The organism is Burkholderia sp. KCJ3K979 (assembly GCF_016759955.1).
GTDB lineage: Bacteria > Pseudomonadota > Gammaproteobacteria > Burkholderiales > Burkholderiaceae > Burkholderia > Burkholderia orbicola.
Genome location: NZ_JACFYV010000068.1, coordinates 1 through 14,348, shown reverse-complemented (window position 1 = coordinate 14,348; position 14,348 = coordinate 1). Strand labels below are relative to the sequence as shown.

The 14,348-nt window shown below is 69.3% G+C and carries 11 protein-coding genes and 1 pseudogene; 8 read left to right on the top strand and 4 right to left on the bottom strand.

Going from position 1 to position 14,348, the window contains the following annotated elements:
- Positions 1 to 37 precede the first annotated feature (37 nt).
- The 3 genes from H3O04_RS16825 (at position 38) to H3O04_RS16815 (ending at position 3,163) form a co-directional block, all read left to right on the top strand.
- The gene (locus H3O04_RS16825; protein WP_202588086.1) at positions 38 to 1,222 is read left to right on the top strand and encodes a c-type cytochrome; all 1,185 of its coding nucleotides are present in this window, start codon (positions 38 to 40) and stop codon (positions 1,220 to 1,222) included.
- A gap of 33 nt (positions 1,223 to 1,255) precedes the next feature.
- The gene (locus tag H3O04_RS16820) at positions 1,256 to 2,209 is read left to right on the top strand and encodes an ABC transporter substrate-binding protein (protein ID WP_006479154.1); all 954 of its coding nucleotides are present in this window, start codon (positions 1,256 to 1,258) and stop codon (positions 2,207 to 2,209) included.
- A gap of 87 nt (positions 2,210 to 2,296) precedes the next feature.
- Positions 2,297 to 3,163, top strand: a complete 867-nt coding sequence (locus tag H3O04_RS16815) for an MOSC domain-containing protein (protein ID WP_023476889.1) — start codon at positions 2,297 to 2,299, stop codon at positions 3,161 to 3,163.
- Between the two features lie 55 nt (positions 3,164 to 3,218).
- Here H3O04_RS16815 and H3O04_RS16810 read toward each other — a convergent pair whose 3' ends face one another.
- From H3O04_RS16810 to H3O04_RS16800, 3 genes are all read right to left on the bottom strand, one after another.
- Positions 3,219 to 4,640: a sensor histidine kinase gene (locus tag H3O04_RS16810; RefSeq protein ID WP_202588085.1), complete on the bottom strand. Its 1,422-nt coding sequence runs from the start codon at positions 4,638 to 4,640 to the stop codon at positions 3,219 to 3,221.
- Complete coding sequence (locus H3O04_RS16805; protein WP_006479157.1) at positions 4,637 to 5,311, bottom strand: response regulator; 675 nt, start codon at positions 5,309 to 5,311, stop codon at positions 4,637 to 4,639. Before H3O04_RS16805 ends, H3O04_RS16810 begins: the two co-directional genes overlap by 4 nt.
- 125 nt (positions 5,312 to 5,436) lie before the next feature.
- Positions 5,437 to 6,672, bottom strand: a complete 1,236-nt coding sequence (locus tag H3O04_RS16800) for a multidrug effflux MFS transporter (protein WP_202588084.1) — start codon at positions 6,670 to 6,672, stop codon at positions 5,437 to 5,439.
- Between the two features lie 101 nt (positions 6,673 to 6,773).
- Between H3O04_RS16800 and pdxR the strand changes: the two genes are divergently transcribed.
- The 5 genes from pdxR to H3O04_RS16775 all read left to right on the top strand — a co-directional run bounded on the left by pdxR (position 6,774) and on the right by H3O04_RS16775 (position 13,734).
- Positions 6,774 to 8,255, top strand: a complete 1,482-nt coding sequence (gene pdxR / locus H3O04_RS16795) for a MocR-like pyridoxine biosynthesis transcription factor PdxR (protein ID WP_202588083.1) — start codon at positions 6,774 to 6,776, stop codon at positions 8,253 to 8,255.
- 193 nt (positions 8,256 to 8,448) lie between these two features.
- Positions 8,449 to 9,549 (top strand): ABC transporter substrate-binding protein, encoded by a 1,101-nt coding sequence (locus tag H3O04_RS16790; protein ID WP_054928366.1) that lies wholly within the window; start codon positions 8,449 to 8,451, stop codon positions 9,547 to 9,549.
- Between the two features lie 108 nt (positions 9,550 to 9,657).
- Complete coding sequence (locus H3O04_RS16785; protein ID WP_202588082.1) at positions 9,658 to 11,430, top strand: ABC transporter permease; 1,773 nt, start codon at positions 9,658 to 9,660, stop codon at positions 11,428 to 11,430.
- Positions 11,423 to 12,490 carry an ABC transporter ATP-binding protein gene (locus H3O04_RS16780; RefSeq protein ID WP_006479162.1) on the top strand — a complete coding sequence of 356 codons (1,068 nt, stop codon included), beginning with the start codon at positions 11,423 to 11,425 and terminating at the stop codon, positions 12,488 to 12,490. Before H3O04_RS16785 ends, H3O04_RS16780 begins: the two co-directional genes overlap by 8 nt.
- A 152-nt stretch (positions 12,491 to 12,642) precedes the next feature.
- On the top strand, positions 12,643 to 13,734 hold the full coding sequence (locus H3O04_RS16775) for a porin (RefSeq protein WP_023476884.1): 1,092 nt from the start codon (positions 12,643 to 12,645) through the stop codon (positions 13,732 to 13,734).
- A gap of 145 nt (positions 13,735 to 13,879) precedes the next feature.
- Here the strand turns inward: H3O04_RS16775 and H3O04_RS16770 are convergent.
- Positions 13,880 to 14,348, bottom strand: a pseudogene (locus tag H3O04_RS16770) (quinone oxidoreductase family protein); the annotation flags it as partial.

The following is a 14,348-nucleotide window of genomic DNA, read 5'->3' as shown; positions in this document are numbered from 1 at the left end:
TTCGACGTTTGACCACGATCCGCCGGGGACGCGCGCGATGAACGCGCCGCCGTTCGCCGACTGGGCCATCGCGTTCCTGCAACTGCTGTATCGCGCGCAAATCGCGTTGGCGCGTGGGCTGCACGCGATCGGCCTGACCGGCGACGCCGACGGACAGGCCGCGTGGCCGTGGGCGCATCGCATCGCGCTCGAGACGCTGCGCATCGACGCGGGGCTCACGCGGCAGCTCGCGCTCGCCTGTGGCGCGACGGCGCTGGCCGTCGTGCTCGCGTGCACCGCGCTGGCTTCGCGCAAGTGGCGTGTCGTGCTGGCCATCGCCGCGCTGGCCGTCGCGTGGTTCGCGCCGTGGCCACCCGCGTCGCTGTGGCTCGCGCCGGCCGTGCCGACCAGCTTTCAGCGCGATCCCGCGCCGTTTTCCGTAGCGAACGTGATGCGCGGCGCGCACCTGTACACGCAACATTGCTCGGCCTGCCACGGCACGGACGGACGCGGCGAAGGGCCGCTCGCGGCCACGCTCGCGCACTGGCCGCCGACCTTCGCCGGCGCGCTGCTCGCGCGTCGCCTCGACGGCGAACTGTTCTGGCGCGTGCGCCACGGCACGCAGGACGAGCACGGCGCGCCGACGATGCCCGGCTTTGCGGCGACCCTCGGCCCGCAGGACACCTGGGCCGTGCTCGACTACCTGAAAGCGCTGGCTGCCGGCAGCGGCGCGCAGGCAGAAGGCGCGTGGCCGGTGCCGGTCCCGCTGCCGGCCCTCGACGTGCGGTGCGGCGACGCCGCGCCTCAAGCGCTCGAGCGCTGGCGCGAAGGCCAGCGCGTGCGCGTCGTCGCGCTTGCGCCCGGCGCGACGCCACCGCAGGAAGACGCCCGCTGGCAGACCTTGCTGGTCACCGAAAACGGGGTGTCGGTGCCATCGTCGACCGGCTCGCGTGCGAACTGCGTCGCGACGACCGTCGATGCGTGGCGCGCGTTCGCGACGATTGCCGGCGTCGCGCCCGATGCGCTCGGCGGCACGCAACTGCTTGCGGATCGACGCGGCTGGCTGCGCGCGCGTGCGTTGCCGGGCAGCGCCGGCTGGTCGGACGCCGACCTGCTGTGCCGCTCGGATACGGCGGCTGTCCGGCCGTCCACGCCGGCCACCCGCGGCGACGCGCTGACCGCACTGCTGCTGCGCGTCGATCGGGAACCCGTGCGCGACGTACAAGCCGGGCTCCCGCATTGAATTCATGAACCCTTCCCTCAACCGAACTTCACGATGAATCCGACCCGACGCCACTTCCTCGCCCAGGCGAGCGCCCTTGCCACGATCGCCGCCGCCCCCGCCGTCGTGCGCGCGCAATCGGGCGCACGCCCGCTGCTGCGCGCCGGCGACCAGAAAGGCGGGCTGCGCGCACTGCTCGAAGCGGCCGGCGAACTGAACGGCCTCGCGTACGACATCGCGTGGACCGAATTTCCTGCCGCCGCACCGCTCGCCGAAGCGCTGAACGCGGCCGCCGTCGACTGCGGGCCGATCGGCGACGCGCCGGTGATCTTCGCGCTGGCATCGGGCGCCCGCATCAAGGTGATCGGCGCGAACCGTTCCGATCCGTACGGCACGGCCGTGCTCGTGCAGCCCGACGCCGCGCTGAAAGGCGCGGCCGACCTGAAAGGCAAGCGCATCGGCACCACGCGCGGCTCGATCGGCCATTTCGTCACGCTGAAGGCGCTCGACGCGGCCGGCCTGCCGCCCGATGCCGTGTCGTTCCGCTTCCTGCCGCCGGCCGACACGATGCTGGCGCTCGCCACCGGTTCGATCGACGCGTGGGCAACCTGGGAGCCCTATACCGCGCTCGCCGAAACGAGCGGCCGCGCGCGCGTGCTGGTCAACGGCCGCGGGCTGTGGTCGGGCCTCAGCTATCTGGCGGCGACCGACGCGGCGATCGCATCGAAACGCGACGTGCTGCACGATTTCCTGCGGCGCGTCGTGCGCGCGCAGGCCTGGTCGTACCGGCACGTCGACGCGTATTCGGCGGCGCTCGCGCGCATCATCGGCATTCCGCCGGCCGCCGCGAAGCTGCAATTCGAGCGCCGCGGCACGCGCTGGCTGCCGATCGACGCGCCGGTGATCGCCGAGCAGCAGCGCACGGCCGACTTCTACCTGAAGGCCGGGCTGCTGCGCCAGCCGCTCGACGTACGCACGACCTTCGACACGGGCTTCCCGCTCGCGTGACGAGCGCGGGCGGCGCGCAGCCGCCCAAACGGCTGCGGCACGATCTGGCACAATCGCGCTTCGATCAGCCCGCCTTCAGCCAGCGTCATGCCAGCCATCACCGAACTCTTCGTCTATCCGATCAAATCCTGCGCCGGCATCGCGCTGACACGCGCGCAACTGCTGGAAACGGGCCTCGCGTACGACCGCCACTGGCTGATCACCGATCCGCACGGGCAGATGCTCACGCAGCGCACGCACCCGCGCCTCGCGCTGATCCGCCCGACGCTCGACGGCGATGCACTCGTGCTGAACGCGCCGGGCATGCCGGAAATCCGCACGCCGCTCGATGGCGACGCGACGCCCGCCACGCCGAAGATGGCCGCGACCGTGTGGCGCGACACCGTCGACGCGATCGACACCGGCGCCGACACGGCCGCATGGCTCACCGAATTCCTCGGCGTGCCGACGAAGCTCGCACGCTTCGGCCCCGACGCGCGCCGCGGCTGCAACCGCAAATGGACCGGCGAGATCGATACGCATACGCAGTTCGCGGACGGCTATCCGCTGCTGGTGATCGGCCAGTCGTCGCTCGACGACCTGAACGCGCGGCTCGCCGCGAAAGGCGCGCCGGCCATTCCGATGAACCGCTTCCGGCCGAACATCGTCGTGTCGGATCTCGATGCGTACGAAGAGGATTTCGTCGAGCATCTCGACGTCGACGGCGATACGCCGGTGCGGCTGCGGCTCGTGAAGCTGTGCACGCGCTGCCCGATGCCGACGATCGACCAGGCCACCGGCGCACCCGATCCGGCATGGCCGCACGAGCCGACCGACACGATGCAGACCTATCGCGCGAACCCGAACTACGACGGCGCGCTGACGTTCGGCATCAACGCGATCGTCATCGCAGGCGCGGGCGCGTGGCTCGAAGTCGGGCAGCCGGTCGAAGCGGAGATCGGCTTCGGCGATTGAGCCGGAGCCGGACAGCGCCCCGCATTCCCTTCACGCGCCGTCTCGTCGCGTCCGATCACGCGGCGCGCGGCATCGCGTCGCTCGCCGCCGCCGGCAGCCGGATCGTCACGACGAGGCCGCCGCCGGCCGCATCGGCCAGCGTCACGCTGCCCTGATGCACGCGCGCGATTTCCCGCACGATCGACAGCCCAAGCCCGGTGCCTTCGACCGTCTGCGTCTTGCTGCCGCGATGGAAGCGCTCGAACACCGCGTCGCGTTCGTCGGCCGGAATGCCCGGCCCGCTGTCGATCACGTCGAGCCGCGCCTGTTCGCCGTCGCGCGAGATACGCACCGTGATCACCGCATGGTCGCCCGCATAACGGATCGCGTTGTCGATCAGGTTGCCGATCATCTCGCCGAGCAAGTCGGATTGGCCGAGCACGTCGACGTCGGCCTCGTGTTCGAAGCCGAGATCGATGTCGCGCGCGCGGGCGACGGGCGACCAGTCGAGCGTCACGCTGCGGGCAAGCCGGTGCAGCGCGACCGGCTTGTGCGCGACCGCATGACCGCTGTCCGAATCGAGCCGCGACAGCGACAGCAGTTGCTGGACGATCTTCGCGGCCTGCCGCACCGCGCCGTTCGCGCGCCGCAGATGCACGTTCGCGCGCGGCTGCTCGTCCGGCCGCAGCGCGAGTTCGACGCCCGCCTGGACGGCCGCGAGCGGCGTCTTCAACTGATGGGCCGCATCGGCGAAGAAGCGCCGCCGCGCCACCTGCATCCGCTGCGTGCGGCCGATGTACTGGTTGATCGAATCGACGAGCGGCGCGAGTTCGCTCGGCATCGCGCCCGTGTCGAGCGGCGTCGTGTCGTCCTCGCTGCGCGCGGCGACGGTGGCCGACAGCCGGTTCAGCGGCCGCAGCCCGCGGCCGACGCCGAGCCACACGATCCCGAGCGCCAGCACGACGAGCAGCCCTTCCTGCAACAGCGACCCGATCAGGATCTCGCGCGCGAGCGCCTGGCGCGCCTCGATCGTCTCGCCGACCATCACCCACACGATGCGCGACTGCGCGGTCGGCACGTCGTGCACCGGGATGCGCAGTGCGGCCATCCGCAACTGTTCGCCGCGATACACGACGTCGTAGTACCGCGTGACGAACAACGCGCCGTCGCCCGCGTCGCGGCCCTGCGGCAGCGGCAGGTCCGGATAGCCGGTGATCGTGTGGCCGTTGTCCTCGCGGATCAGGTAGTAGATCTTGCCGCCGTCGCTCGATTCGAGCATTTCGAGCGCGAGATACGGCAGGTCGACCTCGATCTCGCCGTCGTTGAGCCGCACGCCTTCACGGATCGACTTCAGCGACGACGACAGCGTGCGGTCGAACGCGACGTGCGCGGCGCTCATCGCACGCTGGTACGTGAGCCACGAGTCGAGCGCGAGCAGGCCCAGCAGCGGCAGCAGCAGCCACAGCGCGACCTGCGCGCGCAGGTTCGGGCGGGTCATCCTTCCGCCTTCGCTTCGAGCAGATAGCCCAACCCGCGCAGCGTGACGATCGCGACGCCCGTGTTCTCCAGCTTCTTGCGCAACCGGTACACGTAGATCTCGATCGCATCGGCGTTGACCGATTCGTCGAGCCCGAAGATCTTCTCCGACAGCGTGTCCTTGTTGATCGCGCGGCCGTTGCGCAGGATCAGCACCTCGAGCACCGAGCGCTCGCGCGGCGTGAGCGACAGCGGCTCGCCCGCGAGATGGAAGCTGCGGTCGATACTGTCGTACGAAAGCGGCCCGCACTCGACGCGCGAATGCTCGTGCCCAAGACTGCGCCGGATCAGCGCGCGGGCGCGCGCCTCGAGTTCGGTCAGCTCGAACGGCTTCGCGAGATAGTCGTCGGCGCCGAGATCGAGCCCCTTCACGCGGTCCTCGACCGACCCGTGCGCGGTGAGGATCAGCACCGGCACCGGGTTGCGGCGCGCGCGCAGTCGTCGCAGCACCTCGAGCCCGTCCAGTTTCGGCAGCCCGAGGTCCAGAATCACCAGCGCGTAATCCTGCGTGCGCAGCACGTGGTCCGCCGCCTCGCCGTCGGCCATGTGATCGACCGCGAAGCGCGCGGCGCTCAGCGCATCGTTCAGCGACTGGGCCAGGTTCGGGTTGTCTTCGACGAGCAGCACACGCATGGGGATTCCGGTAAGGTCAGCGACAGCCCGCTACATTACATGATCCTTTCCGTCTCCACGCCTCGCGCAAACACGGGTTGCGCGGGTGTCGCGAAGCCGCCGCGCGCGATGCCGGCCGCAGCGACTCAGCGCTCGGCAGCAGGCTGGTTGCGCGCCACGATGCGCGCGTCGCCGGTCACGCGCCGCTCGCGGAAACCGGCCACCACCGCGACGAACGCGACGCTCGCGCCGACCGTGACGACGATCATCGGATGCACGGTGCCGTCCGACAGCCACGCCAGCACGCCGCCGCACGCGGCCGTGATCGCCATCTGGATAAAGAAGAACAGCCCCGACGCCGTGCCGGCGATCTTCGTGTACGGCTGCATCACCGCGAACTGGCAGGCCGGAATCGCGATCCCGACCGCGATCATCACGACGAACATCGGCGCGACGAGCGCCGTCACCGAAGCCGGCGCGAGCGCGCCGCCGACCCACAGCACGGCGGTGCCGACCAGATTGACGGCCGCCGCCGCCGCGATGACCGAATCGGCCGTCCGGCGCGTGCTGGTCCGCGCGAACGCACTCGAACCGATCAGGTAGCCGAGCACGGTCACGCCGAAGATCGCCGCATAGACCGGGCCGGACACACCGATGTGCCGCTGGAACAGCGTCGACGATTCCGCAATGAACGGATAGTAGGTGCAGTAAGCAAAGCTGATCGCGAGCGAATAGCGCAGGAACCGCCGCTCGCGCAGCAGGCCGGCGTAGGTCCGCAGCAGCCCCGCGCCGGCGGGCGGCCGCGCGTCGCGCTCGCGGGTCTCGGGCAGGTAGCGCAGCACCATCGCGGTCGCGACCAGCCCGCCCGCCGCCAGCCAGCCGAACACGCCGCGCCAGCCGAGCCACTCGGCAATCGCGCTGCCGGCCAGCGGCGCGACCACCGGCGACAGCGCCATGCCCGCCGAAATATGGCCGAGCATCGTGGCCTGCGTCGCGGCCGGAAAGCGCTCGCGCACGATCACGCGGCCGATCACGGTGCCGCTGCAGCCGCCCAGCGCCTGGAACATGCGCGCGGCGATCAGCGCCGGGATGCTGGTCGACCATGCGCAGGCGACGCTCGCGACGACGTACACGCACAGGCCGCCGAGCAGCACCGGCCGTCGGCCATAACGGTCGGACAGCGGCCCCGACACCAGCATCGACAGCGCATAGCCGACCATGTAGAGGGTCAGCGTGAGTTGCAGCTGCGCGTCGGTGCCGTGCAGCGCATCCGCCATCGCGGGCAGCGACGGCAGGTATGCGTCGATCGTGATGCGCGGCAGGCACACGACGAGCATCAACAGGAACAGCCAGCCCCGGCGGGGTAATGAACGCGTCTTCATGCGGTAAGTCCGGATCGGCCGGATGAGTAGGGTCGACAGCAATCTAAGGCGAAAGTGATATAAGCTGAAGGACCATTAAATCGACTGTCGACTGGACCACTATGCCGCGAGGCAAAGCCGCGATTCCGCTGGACCTGCCGCGCCCTGCCGGGCTGTCGGGCGGCAGCCCGCACTCGAAGCAGGAATGCATCGCCGACACGATCCGCGACGCGATCCTGAAACGCCTGCTGCCCGGCGACAGTCCGCTGCCATCCAGCCGGACGCTGGCCGCGCGCTGGGACATCGCGCGCGGCACCGTCGAAGCGGCGTACGACATCCTGTGCGCCGAGGGCTACATCGCCCGCACGCAAGGCTCCGGCACACACGTGTGCGCGGTGGTGCCGGACAGCTATCTGCGCGCGGCCGCGCGGTCGCGAGACGGCAACCCGCTCCCCGCCGCCATCGCGTCCCCCGCACCCACCGCCCCGGCCGAGCCCGAGCACGGCGTGCGTCCGGGCGTCCCGTTCGTCGCGCGGCTCGCCGATCCCGGCCTGCTGCCGATGCAGCAATGGAAGAAGGCGCTCGGCGCCAGCCTGCTCGCCGCGACGGCGGACGATCTCGGTGCGACACCGGCACAGGGCGTCGAAAGCCTGCGCGCCGAGATCGCCGCGTACCTGCGGGAATACCGCGGCATCCCGTGCGAGGCCGGCGACATCGTCATCACGACCGGCATCCGCCACGCGATCGACCTCGTCGCACGCACGCTGCTCGCGCCCGGCTCGGCGGTGCTGATGGAGGACCCCGGCTATGCGTCGGCGTGGCAGATCTTCACGATCGCGGGCGCGAACGTGATCGACGTGCCGGTCGATCGGGAAGGCATCGACACCGCATCGCTGAATCGCCATCCCGATGCGCGCGCCGCCTACGTGACGCCGGCCCATCAGGCGCCGCTCGGCGTCACGATGTCGGTCTCGCGCCGGCTCGAACTGCTCGACTGGGCGCAGCGCAACCGCACGTGGATCATCGAGGACGACTACGACGGCGAATTCAGCTACCAGACCGCCCCGCTGCCCGCGCTGAAATCGCTCGACGCGTGCGACCGCGTGATCTATTGCGGGTCGTTCAACAAGACGCTGTTTTCCGGGCTGCGCATCGGCTTCATGATCGTGCCGTCGGCACTGCGGCCGGCGCTGTCCGCCGTGTGGCACGCGACCGCGCGCTCGGTCGGCGTCGCGCCCCAACTGGCGCTGGCCCGCTTCATCGGTCAAGGCGATTTCGCGAAGCACCTGCGCGCCGCCCGCCACGCGTACCGCCAGCGGCGCGACATCGTGCTCGACCAGCTCGAGAAACATGCCGGCGGCCGGTACAGGGTGACGGGCGAGCACGCGGGCTTTCATTTCGTGCTGTGGCTGCCGCCCGGCATCGACGATGCCACGTATGTCGCGCAAGCCCGCGCGGCCGGCGTCGAGCTGCAACCGATCCGCGGCTTCTGTCGAAGCGCCCGCCGCGAAGCGGGCGTCGTCGTGGGCTATGCCGCGCTGACGGCCGCCCGCGCGCGGCATGGCGGCCGCCTCCTCGGCCAACTGCTGGCCACTTCCGCGTAACCCGCGCCCCCGCGTCGCCCCACCTTTCAAGCCCTGCCGCGCGCCGCGAAACCCGCGGTCGGCGCCGCGTCGACCTCGGGAAATCCATGACACGAACGGCGCGATTGCGAACCGGAATGAAAGCAGGCTGAAAGTGCCCCGCAATTAACATCCGCGTCACTCGAACAAAACCCACGCATCACTGGAGGAAGACATGCCGTTTGCACCGAAGCAACTCGCCGTCGCGCTGGCGATCGTTCTGGGCACTGCCGCCGGCAGCGCCGTCGCGCAGGTTCCGGCCGGCTACCCGGGGAACTACCAGGGCGTGATCGACGCCGCGAAGAAGGAAGGCAAGCTGATCGTCTACTCGACCACCGACACGGGCCTCGTGCGTCCGCTGATCAAGGACTTCGAAAGCCTGTACGGCGTGAAGGTCGAGTACAACGACATGAACAGCACCGAGCTGTACAACCGCTACATCAGCGAGAACGCGGCGAGCAGCACCAGCGCCGACGTGCTGTGGAGCTCGGCGATGGACCTGCAGGTCAAGCTCGTCAACGACGGCCTGATGGCATCCTACGATTCGCCCGAAAGCCCGAACGTGCCGCAATGGGCGCAGTACCAGAAGCAGGCGTACGGCACGACGTTCGAGCCGCTCGCGATCGTCTACAACAAGCGGCTGATCCCCGAGAACGAAGTGCCGACGACGCGCGCCGACCTGATCAAGCTGCTCACCACGCAGGCCGACAAGTTCAAGGGCAAGGTCACGACCTACGACATCGAGAAATCGGGCGTCGGCTTCAACTATCTGACCCAGGACGCGCACGTGAACGAGAAGGTCACGTGGGAACTGGTGAAGGCGATCGGCGCGACCGGCCCGAAGCTGCAGTCGAGCACGGGCGCGATGATGGAGCGCATCTCGTCGGGCGAGAACCTGATCGGCTACAACATCATCGGTTCGTATGCCTATGCAAAGGCGAAGAAGGACAAGTCGATCGGCTACGTGTTTCCGAAGGACTACACGCAGGTCGTGAGCCGTCTCGCCACGGTGTCGAAGAAGGCGAAGAACCCGAACGCCGCGAAGCTGTGGGTCGACTACCTGCTGTCCAAGCGCGGCCAGACGCTGATCGCGAACCAGGCGAACCTGTACGCGATTCGCGCGGACGTGACCGGCGAAACGTCGGCCGCGAGCCTCACGAAGGAACTCGGCGATTCGCTGAAGCCGATCCAGATCGGCACCGGCCTGCTGGTCTATCTCGACCAGTCGAAGCGACTCGCGTTCCTGAAGCAATGGCAGCAGGCGATCAAGCGCTGATGCGCTGAGTCGCTGACCTCGGGCCGCCCGCCGCACCGCGCGCGGGCGGCCCCTTCCCCTTACCGACTTCCTTGAGGCGGCCATCCGGATGGCCGCAGGGGCGAACTCATGCTTTCAACCAGCACACGCGGCACGGCACCGGCCGTTCCGCCCGCCACCGGCCCGCGCGACGCGATTCCCGCGCTGCCGGTCAGCAGCCTGCAGCCGCTCGCCGGCATGCTGCGCTGGATCGTCGTCGCGGTCCTGACCGTCGCGGTCGCGCTGCCGCTCGGCTTCATCCTGTTCCAGAGCCTGCTGTCCGCACCGTTCTTCGACGCGAACAAGACGCTCGGCGTCGAAGGCTTCCGCTTCATCTTCAGCGATCCCGACTTCTGGTCGGCCGTGAAGAACTCGTTCGTCATCGCCGGCGGGATGCTGTTCATCTCGATCCCGCTCGGCGGCATCCTCGCGTTCCTGATGGTGCGCACCGACCTGCCCGGCCGCCGCTGGCTCGAACCGCTGCTGCTCACGCCGGTGTTCGTGTCGCCGATGGTGCTCGCGTTCGGCTACGTGGTCGCGGCCGGCCCGGTCGGCTTCTACTCGGTGTGGTTCAAGGAACTCTTCGGGGTACAGAACGTGCCCTGGAACGTGTATTCGATCTTCGCGATCACGGTGATCGTCGGCCTCACACACGTGCCGCACGTGTACCTGTATTCGTCGGCCGCGCTGCGCAACCTCGGCTCGGACGTCGAGGAAGCCGCGCGCGTGACGGGCGCCCGCCCGTTCCGCGTCGCACTCGACGTGAGCCTGCCGATGACGATGCCCGCGCTGCTGTTCGCCGGCGTGCTGGTGTTCTTCCTCGGCTTCGAGGTGTTCGGGCTGCCGCTCGTGCTCGGCGATCCGGAAGGCCACCTCGTGCTCGCGACCTACCTGTACAAGCTGACCAACAAGCTCGGCGTGCCGTCGTATCACCTGATGGCCGCGGTCGCCGTGTGCATCGTCGCGATCACGTTCCCGCTCGTGCTGCTGCAGCGCCGCCTGCTGAAGACCGCGAGCCGCTTCGTCACCGTGAAGGGCAAGGCCGGCCGCGCGACCGTGCTGCCGCTCGGCGTGTGGCGCTGGGTCGCGCTCGCGATCGTCGCGCTGTGGCTGATGCTGACCGTGATCGTGCCGATCTCGGGCATCGTGCTGCGGGCGTTCGTGACCAACTGGGGCGAAGGCGTCGCGCTCGCCGAAGTGCTGACGTTATCGAACTTCATCGAACTGTTCGAGCAGGACAACCTGGTGCGCGCGATCGTCAACACGCTCGGCATCGGCGTGATCGGCGGCGCGCTCGCGATCGGCTTCTACTCGCTCGTCGCGTTCGCCGGCCACCGCCGCCCCGACTGGGCGACCAAGCTGCTCGACTACCTCGTGCTGCTGCCGCGCGCGGTGCCGGGTCTCCTCGCCGGTCTCGCGTTCCTGTGGATCTTCCTGTTCGTGCCCGGCCTTCGTGAGCTGAAGAACTCGATGTGGAGCATCTGGATCGCGTACACGGTCGTGTGGCTCGCGTACGGGATGCGGCTCATCCAGAGCGCGCTGCTGCAGGTCGGCCCGGAACTCGAGGAAGCTGGCCGCAGCGTCGGCGCGACGCGCAGCCGCGTGTCGCTCGACGTGACGCTGCCGCTCGTGCGCTTCGGCCTGCTCGCCGCGTGGCTGCTGATCTTCATGATCTTCGAGCGCGAATACTCGACGGCCGTCTACCTGCTGTCGCCCGGCACCGAAGTGATCGGCGCGCTGCTCGTGTCGCTGTGGGCGACCGGCGCCGTCGACCAGGTCGCGGCGCTCTCTGTCATCAACATCGCGATGGTCGGCGCCGGTCTCGGCGTGGCCCTGCGCTTCGGAGTGAAACTTCATGGATAAGCTCATCGTCGACGATCTGCACCTCAGCTACGGCGCCAACCCGATCCTCAAGGGCGTGTCGTTCGAACTGAAGGCCGGCGAAGTCGTGTGCCTGCTCGGCGCGTCGGGCAGCGGCAAGACCACGCTGCTGCGTGCGGTGGCCGGCCTCGAACAGCCGTCGGACGGCCGCATCCAGCTCGACGACCGCGTGTTCTTCGACGGCGCGCGGCGCGTCGACCTGCCGGTCGAACAGCGCTCGCTCGGCCTCGTGTTCCAGTCGTACGCGCTGTGGCCGCACCGCACCGTCGCCGACAACGTCGGCTACGGCCTCAAGCTGCGCCGTGTCGCCCCGGCCGAACAGAAGCGCCGCGTGCAGACCGCGCTCGACCAGCTCGGCCTCGGCCATCTCGCGGAACGCTTTCCGCATCAGCTGTCGGGCGGCCAGCAGCAGCGCGTCGCGATCGCCCGCGCGCTCGTCTACAACCCGCCGGTGATCCTGCTCGACGAGCCGCTGTCGAACCTCGACGCGAAGCTGCGCGAGGAAGCGCGTGCGTGGCTGCGCGAGCTGATCGTGTCGCTCGGGCTGTCGGCGCTCTGCGTGACGCACGACCAGACCGAGGCGATGGCGATGTCCGACCGCATCCTGCTGCTGCGCAACGGTCGCATCGAGCAGGAAGGCACGCCGGCCGAGCTGTACGGCGCGCCGCGCTCGCTGTACACCGCCGAATTCATGGGCAGCAACAACCGGATCGACGCGCGCGTCGCCGCGATCGACGGCGAATGCGTGACGCTCGCCGGCGACGGCTGGGAGCTGCAGGCGCTTGCCCGCGACACGCTCGCGCCGGGCCAGGACGCGCAGGCCGTGATCCGTCTCGAACGCGTGCAGGTCACCGACGGCCCGGGCGCGAACCGCCTGCAGGCCGACCTCGTCACGTCGATGTATCTCGGCGATCGCTGGGAGTACCTGTTCCATTGCGGCGAGATGCGCCTGCGTGCGTTCGGCCATGTACCGCGCGCGGCCGGCAAGCACTGGATCGAATTCCCGACCAACGACTGCTGGGCGTTCGCGAAAGCGGGCTGACCCGATCGTGGCGGTCAGCGTGCCGCCGCCTGTCACTCCACGCAGCCGCCTTCCTGCCCGGCGGACGCTTCCCGGCGTCCGCCGCGGGCAATTGCGCGGTTGCGTGCCGTATCCGTTTCACCCAACCCACAAGAACCAAGGAGACACCATCAATGAAGTCACGCGCAGAACGTTCGATTCGAACAGTAGTCCTCACCGGTTCAGCCGCGGCCGCCTGCCTCGCCGCGCCGGCCGCGCACGCGCAGTCGTCGGTCACGATGTACGGGATCATGGACGCCGGTATCGAATTCACGAACCATGCGGCGCCGCAAGGCGGCAATTCGGTCAAGCTGAAGTCGGGCAACAAGAACACGTCGCGCTGGGGCCTGCGCGGCGTCGAGGATCTCGGCGGCGGGCTGAAGGCCGTGTTCCGGCTCGAAAGCGGAATCGACCTCGCGAACGGCGCCTCGGACGACGGCCCCGACTCGATCTTCGCGCGCCGCGCGACGGTCGGCCTGAAAGGCAAATGGGGTGAGCTGTCGCTCGGCCGCAACTTCACCGTCACTTACGATTACATGCTGCCGTTCGATCCGATGGGTTACGCGCAGAACTACTCGTGGGCGACCTCGTCGATGGCGACCGGCGGCCGCAAGGACGGCCTGTTCACGCGCTCGTCGAACGCGGTGCGCTACGACGGCGAATTCAGCGGCTTCAAGTTCGGCGCGCTGTACGGGTTCGGCAACGTGCCGGGCAGCATGAAGACCAGCTCGAAATACGATTTCGCGGTGGGCTACGAGACGGGGCCGTTCGCGGCGGTCGTCACGTTCGACCGGCAGAACGGCGCGGCCGACAGCGTCACGCCGGCCGATACCGTCAACTACATTCAAGGCATCCACGCGGGCCTCAGCTACGACTTCGGCAACCTGAAGACGATGGCCGGTTATCGCAACTATCGGCGCACGTTCCACACCACGGCCGCGAACCAGTTGAGCGACATGTACTGGCTCGGCGGGTCGTACCAGTTCACGCCGACGTTCTCGCTGATCGCGGCCGTCTATCACCAGAACATCAAGGGCGGCACGGATGCCGACCCGACGCTGGTGTCGGTGCGTGCGCAGTACGCGCTGTCGAAGCGCACGGTGCTGTATGCGGCCGGGGCGTTCGCGATCGCGAAACACGACCAGAAGGTCGGCGTGTCGCGTGATTTCAACGGGTATGGCACCACGCAGGTCGGGGTGACGGCGGGGATTCAGCAGCGGTTTTGAAGCCGACGTGACGAGCGGCAGCGGTTGATCAGCCGCCCCGCCTGCTTTCCACGCTACGCGCGGCGGCATGACGGCGACCGGCCGAACGCTGCCGCGCAACTCGACGCTCACGCCGCATCCGGCCCGCGGCCTGGCGATGCGCCGCTCACTCGCCACTCATCGTGAACACCAACCGCACGACGCTGCTCGCATCGCCCCAGTGTTCACCGACCGCCGACAGCGGCACCGTGCGCGTGTCGATCGCGAGGCCTGCCTCCCCGGCCGCCTCGAACACGCCGCGCACCGACGCCAGCAGGCGCGGCAACGGCACGCTGCCCAGGCCGCTGCCCATCAGCTCGATCGCGGTCGCGCGCAGCACGGCGCCCGGCAACAGCACGTCCGCGCCGCTGATCGAACCGATCTCCACGAAACGCACCCGCCGTCCGCCGGGGGTCGCCTTCGCGGCGGCAACCAGCAGCGTCTGCGCGCTGGCGCCCCACAGATAATCGAGCACGACGTCCACGCCCGCGCGGAAATGCGGCTCGAGCGCCCGCGCCAGATGCACGTCGTCCTGCTGCAGCGACACCACCGCGTCCGCGCCGGCACTCAGCAACGTCTGCAGCGCGGCCGCGTTG